This window comes from Pseudomonas sp. PS01299, from assembly GCF_029960145.1.
In the GTDB taxonomy this organism is placed as follows: Bacteria; Pseudomonadota; Gammaproteobacteria; order Pseudomonadales; family Pseudomonadaceae; genus Aquipseudomonas; species Aquipseudomonas putida_A.
Map to the genome: position 1 here is coordinate 1 of NZ_JASCPO010000381.1, position 3,378 is coordinate 3,378.

Here is a 3,378-nt window from a genome sequence, read left to right on the forward strand (position 1 = left end):
CGCGAAGGCGGTGTGTCATTCAACATAAACAGTGACTGACACACCGCCTTCGCGAGCAAGCCCGCTCCCACAAGGGGATTTGCGGGGTTACCGAGATCCTCAGTGGGCGCCGGCGGCTTTGTTGAGGTCGCTTTCAGCCCATTCGGTGTAGACGCAGGCATCCGCCGTGGCCCAGCGCACTCGCACCGGATCGCCAGCCTTGAGCGGCATGCCCGCCGCCGACAGCGCTTTAACCGTCATCGAAGTCCCGCCCGACGTCACCACGCTGCACGTCTGGCTTTCGCCAAGAAACAGCACCTCCACGACCTTGGCCGACACCTCATTCCAACCCGCTGCCAGCGGCTCCTCGCTCGCCTGCTGCACGCTCAGCGCCACAGCTTTTTCCGGCCGCACCATCAGCAGCACATCCTGCTCGGTGTGCAAGCCGGCAGTCAGTCGAATCGACAACGACTGCCCCTCGAAACTCGCCGCCGCGTTGCCCTGGGCCTTGAGCTTGAGGAAGTTCGAGTTGCCGAGGAACGACGCGACAAACGCATTCGGCGGATTCTGATACAGGTCATAACCGCTGCCCAAACCAACAATCTTGCCGTGACTGAAAATCGCGATGCGCTGCGACAGGCGCATGGCTTCTTCCTGATCGTGGGTGACGTAGACGATGGTGATGCCTAGGCGCCGATGCAATTGGCGCAGTTCATCCTGCAGGTCTTCACGCAGTTTTTTGTCCAGCGCACCGAGCGGTTCGTCCATCAGCAGAATGCGTGGCTCGTAGACCAGCGCCCGGGCGATGGCGACGCGTTGCTGCTGGCCGCCAGAGAGTTGCGAAGGGCGGCGATGGGCGAATTGTTCGAGCTGCACCAGTTTCAACATCGCATCGACACGCTTGTCACGTTCGGTGGCGGCGAGTTTGCGGATCGCCAGCGGGAAGGCGATGTTGTCGCGCACCGACAGATGCGGGAACAGCGAATAGCGCTGGAACACCATGCCGATGTCGCGCTTGTGCGGCGGCACGTTGACCAGCGACTGACCGTTGACCAGGATCTCGCCGCTGCTCGGGGTTTCGAACCCGGCGAGCATCGACAGCGTGGTGCTTTTGCCCGAGCCGCTGGAACCGAGGAAGGTCAGGAACTCGCCGTCCTTGATGTCCAGCGAGATGTTGTCGACGGCGGCAAAGTCGCCGTAGTGCTTGTTCAGATTGCGCAGGCTGACCAGGGGTTTGTCGTTCTGCTGGGATGCGTCTTTGATCACGGCACTCATGTCGTACTCCTGGGCGCTCAGGCGCTGATTTCGTTGCGCCGGCGCAGCGCGGCGGCGATCACCATGACCAATACCGACAGGCCGATCAGCAGCGTCGAAGCGACGGCGATCACCGGGGTCAGGTCCTGGCGCAAAGTGGTCCACATTTTTACGGGAAGGGTTTGCAGGGTCGGGCTGGCCATCATCACGCTGAGCACCACTTCGTCCCACGAAACCAGAAAGGCGAAGAGGGCGCCGGCGACCATGCCCGGACGGATCGCCGGGAACGTCACCTTGAACACCGCTTGCAGGCGTGAGGCGCCGCAGATCACCGCCGCGTCTTCAATCGACTGATCGAACAGCTTCAGCGAGTTGATGATCGAGATGATGGTGAACGGCAGCGCGACGATCACATGGCTGACCACGAAGGCAAACAGGGTCCCGGTGTAACCGAGCTTGAGAAATAGCGCGTACACCGCCACCGCGATGATCACCAGCGGCACGATCATCGGCAGGGTGAACAGGCCGTAGAGCATTTCCCGACCGGGGAAGCGCCCGCGCACCAGAGCAAACGCGGTTGGCAGACCGAGGGCCACGGCGCAAATCGTGGTCAGCACGGCAACCTTGAGGCTGGCCGCCGCAGCGTTCATCCAGTCGGCGTTGGAGAAGAACTGGCCGTACCATTTCAGCGTCCAGCCCGGCGGTGGGAACACCAGCCACTGCGACGAGCCGAACGACAGCAGGACGATGAACACGATCGGCAACAGCAGGAACAAACCGATCAGTCCGGTGGTTGCATACAAGCCGAAACGCATCCGGCGGCTCATGGCATTGGGAGTCAGGAGCATCTCGGCTTACCTCGCGTTGCTGGCGCCAACCGGGGATTCCGGCTGAAGCTTCAGGTAGAAGTAGAACAGCACCAGCGTGATCGCGATCAGCAACGCGGCGCCGGCACTGGCCAGGCCCCAGTTGAGGAACGATTGCACCTGCTGAATGATGAACTCCGGCAGCATCATGTTCTGCGCCCCGCCGAGCAGCGCCGGGGTGACGTAGTAACCGAGCGACATCACGAACACCATCAACCCGCCGGATGCCAGACCCGGCCGGCACAGCGGCAGGAACACCCGGAAGAAGTTGGTCCACGGGCTGGCGCCGCAGATCGAACCGGCCTGCAGGATCATCGGGTCGATGGCCTGCATGGTCGCCTGCAACGGCAGGACGATGAACGGGATCATGATGTAGCTCATGCCGATCACCACACCGGTCAGGTTGTGCACCATTTCCAGCGGCTGATCGATGATCCCCAGCGCCATCAGCGCCTTGTTGATCACGCCCGAGGCTTGCAGCAACACCAGCCACGAATAGGTGCGGGCGAGCAGGCTGGTCCACATCGACAGCAGCACGATGTTGAGAATCCAGCGGCCCCAGCCGCGCGGTACCAGGGTGATCGCCCAGGCCAGCGGAAAACCCAGCAACAGGCTGAAAATCGTCACCAGTCCGGCCACCGAAAAGGTGTTGAGCAGCACCCGTGCATACGCCGAGTTGGCGAACAGTTGTTCATAGTTGCCAAGGCCCGGGGTCGGTTCCAATACGCCGCGCAACAGCAGGCCAATCAACGGCGCGAGAAAGAACAGGCCGAGGAACAGCAGTGCCGGAACCAGGTTGCCGGCACCTTTCCAGCGTTGTCTGAAGGTGGGGGTCGAGCCGGCAGCGCCGGTGGCGCTCCCGGTCACCGTTGCAGGACGAGGCGCAGCAGCCGCCATTTTCATTTGACCAGCCATTCGTTCCACCGTGTCGCGATGGCTTGACCGTTCTTGGCCCAGTACGCGAAATCAAGAGTGATCTGATCCTTGGCATAGGCCGTCGGCAGGTTCGGGGCCAGCACCGAGTCCAGGCGCGCCACACTGTCGACGTTGACCGGGGCGTAGGCGGTCAGGTTGGAGAAGTCGGCCTGGCCTTTGGCACTGCTGGCGTTGGCCAGAAACTTCATCGCCGCGTCCTTGTTTTTCGAACCCTTTGGAATCACCAGAATGTCGGCCATGACCAGGTTCTGTTTCCAGCTCACACCCACCGGCGCGCCGTCTTCCTGCAGAGCGTGAATGCGGCCGTTCCAGAACTGACCCATGCACGCTTCGCCGGAGGCCA

At 62.1% G+C, this 3,378-nt stretch carries 4 protein-coding genes; all 4 read right to left on the reverse strand.

Features of this window, described 5'->3' with window-relative positions; all coding sequences use genetic code 11:
- Nucleotides 1–99 precede the first annotated feature (99 nt).
- Nucleotides 100–1,254: an ABC transporter ATP-binding protein gene (locus QMX91_RS29935; protein ID WP_223008904.1), complete on the reverse strand. Its 1,155-nt coding sequence runs from the start codon at nucleotides 1,252–1,254 to the stop codon at nucleotides 100–102.
- A gap of 17 nt (nucleotides 1,255–1,271) precedes the next feature.
- Complete coding sequence (locus QMX91_RS29940; protein ID WP_003225722.1) at nucleotides 1,272–2,081, reverse strand: ABC transporter permease; 810 nt, start codon at nucleotides 2,079–2,081, stop codon at nucleotides 1,272–1,274.
- 6 nt (nucleotides 2,082–2,087) lie between these two features.
- Nucleotides 2,088–3,002, reverse strand: coding sequence for an ABC transporter permease (locus QMX91_RS29945; protein WP_098964286.1), 915 nt, complete (start codon nucleotides 3,000–3,002; stop codon nucleotides 2,088–2,090).
- Nucleotides 2,999–3,378: extracellular solute-binding protein (locus QMX91_RS29950; RefSeq protein WP_282413819.1), on the reverse strand; the 380-nt coding region annotated here is incomplete at its 5' end. The genes QMX91_RS29950 and QMX91_RS29945, both read right to left, overlap by 4 nt.